The sequence below is a fragment of the Luteimonas aestuarii genome (genome assembly GCF_004357985.1).
GTDB lineage: Bacteria > Pseudomonadota > Gammaproteobacteria > Xanthomonadales > Xanthomonadaceae > Luteimonas > Luteimonas aestuarii.
In genome coordinates, this window is the sequence record NZ_SMTF01000033.1 from 1 (window position 1) to 2,442 (window position 2,442).

2 protein-coding genes and 1 pseudogene are annotated in these 2,442 nt (G+C 58.8%); all 3 read right to left on the reverse strand.

Going from position 1 to position 2,442, the window contains the following annotated elements:
• On the reverse strand, window positions 1-190 hold a 190-nt coding region (locus tag E2F46_RS17330), incomplete at its 3' end, for a type IV secretory system conjugative DNA transfer family protein (RefSeq protein ID WP_341777574.1).
• Entirely contained in the window at window positions 187-1,587 is a 1,401-nt protein-coding gene (locus tag E2F46_RS17335) for a hypothetical protein (RefSeq protein ID WP_133323835.1), read from the reverse strand. The genes E2F46_RS17335 and E2F46_RS17330, both read right to left, overlap by 4 nt.
• 672 nt (window positions 1,588-2,259) lie before the next feature.
• Window positions 2,260-2,442, reverse strand: a pseudogene (locus E2F46_RS17765) (type IV secretory system conjugative DNA transfer family protein); the annotation flags it as partial.

The following is a 2,442-nucleotide window of genomic DNA, read 5'->3' on the forward strand; positions in this document are numbered from 1 at the left end:
TGCGCTGGCGGCGCACGTCGTCGAGCCGGAAGTCGTCGCCGCTAGTGGCGGCATCGAGCACCGGGTTGAGGAACGGGTTGAGTGGCTCGCGGAACGAGCCGATGATCGAGGCGAAGGTCGCGTCGGCTTGCGACAGCAGGCCGGCGAAGGCGTCACGCGCGGGATGGCAATGAGGGGCGGACATCCTCAGTGCTGCATCACCGGTACGTTTTGTTGCTGGGCCGCTTGTTGCTGTGCGTACTGTTCAGCCTGCCGTGCCTGTTCGCGATCCAACTCGCCCGCCAGCTGCGCACTTTGCTGTGCGGTCGGTGGCGGGGTGGTCAGGTCGATCTGGGTCAGGTGGGTGGGGTGTTCGCCACGAAGGGAGACGCTCGTCTCGCCGACAAACGCATCAATGTGCTCACCGGGGCGGAACCGGGCCTCTTTGGCCGCCAGCGTCAGCTGCGCCAGGCGATCTTCGGAGACCTGAGCGCCCTCGGGCAACTGATCCTGCATGGACCGCTGGACGTTGCGGTAGAGGGGGTGGTCGGGGTGTCGGGGGTGGGAGAAGCCGATCTCACCGGAGGGCTCTTGCGTCTGTTGGTTCAGCTGATTGGCATTGTCGACATGCTGGTTCTGATTCGGGCCATCCTTGGTGTGGTCGAAGATGCCTTCGCGCCGTTCTCCATCGCTGATGTCGACGTAACGAATTTCAGGACTGGAAGCGGCATATCTGCCGAAATCCAGCCCATTGATCTCGACGTACTTTTCCTCGATGCCAAGTCGCTTGAAGTCCAGGACCAGCTCATCGCCGGGGCGGGCGTACTGCAAATGACTCTGGACGGCATAGCTGATGATGCTTGCGCCGTCGTAGTTCGAGTATCCCGCCCAAGTGTGTCCGACGCCTCGGCTGGGTGAATCGTAGAACTGTTGAGCGACGGTTTCGACGTTCTCGGGCGTCGCAGAGAGCGTGAGGTCGTCGTTGAAGGTTAGGCCAGATTTGGGGCGAAATTGTCCTGATATTTCATCCCTTTCGATGAAATCAGATGCTCGTTTTCCATACACATCACGCATCTGTTGAAAGGTCACATCATTTCCGCTGTGTCGCAACTGGCTAATAGCCACATTCCACCCTTCAATGTGGGCGCTGGCTTCATCCTCGCGTCGCGCCTGCTGCCATTGCAGGGCTGCTTCGGTGTAGTCCTTCTCTGCGCCCGGGGAATGCGCAACAGCTACCATCTCGGCGGCCGCAGCTTCGATGCCTTGGCGCATCCTGGCGTGGTTGAAGCCATGCTGGACCTCGTGGCCGAGGCGGAAAGTCAGCTCGTTGGAGATGCTTGCATTCCGGCTTTCCTCTGGCGCGAGAATGTCGAGCGGGATGCTGATTGACTTGGTGCTGCCGTGATAGGCAGCGCCAGCGCCCAGAGACGCTTCCTGCGGGCGCAGGGCCAGAAGATGCCCTTCTTCCGCGGCTTTGCTCATTCGATCTACAAGGTGCGGCGAACTTGTGATGGCGGCGCGTAGGTTGACGACCATCTCGGGCGTCACGCCGGTATCTTGTCCGAAATCCACGATCAGTTGATGAACTCTCTTGTTGGCGTCGTCCATGGCGTAACTCCATTGTCAGTTGATCCATAACCTTTCGATACAGGGGCGACCGCTTCGATTACCCCTGTCATCCATGAACTCATGGCGCTGAAGGGAGGTTCTGACAACGATTTCTTTTCGTTTGTTGTAGAAGTCCCAACCAAGAAGCTCTTCATGACTTGCGTAATCCGGCTGGCGGTCATAGCCACGTGTCGTTAGTTGCTCGGAGATGTTGTCGAAGTCCAAACAGGCTGCAGTCATAGGGGCATATCGATCACGATTAATAAAATCGAGCATCAACGATGGTCGTTTCCTAGAAGACGTGAGATCGAGAAAAGAAATCCAACCGAAGGCCAACTCGTTCCGGAAGCGGTAGTTTCCGTGCGCTTCGGCAGGGTGCATGTCGATCCCCATAATTTGCTCGACACGAGTCAGGCTGAGGTCGTTTATAGAATCCAGGCTGTCGATCAGTGCCAATAGTCGGGTTTGAAGTTCGGCAACCTTGGTTTGGGCCGTCGCGATCTGGGCGGCATCTTCTGGAGAAACGGGAGGTATCAGCTCCGGTTTCCGATCGACCCGCGTAGGAACCCGCATCGTTTCCTGCGCCTGGGGCGTCGCACATGCCGACAGCAACGCCAGCGTGGAAGCAGCAACAATGGCGGCAGTCTTGCCTTTCACGGGCTTGTCTCCTGGCAGTTCGAGCGGCTGGATCGGTACCTTCGGCATGAGCCGCCTGGTGAAGTAGCCATCCTTGTAATACCGGATCTTGCGGCACAGCACCGGATGGGCCAGTCCCTCGTACAGGATCACCTGCTTCTCCGGCCCCATCGCCTTGAGCTCCTGCGGCAGCATCAGTGCGCGCTTCTCCAGCACCTC

Bases quoted from the DNA above. Each gene is read 5' to 3' on its own strand.
- E2F46_RS17335 (WP_133323835.1), bottom strand. From the start codon at position 1,587: ATGGACGACGCCAACAAGAGAGTTCATCAACTGATCGTGGATTTCGGA.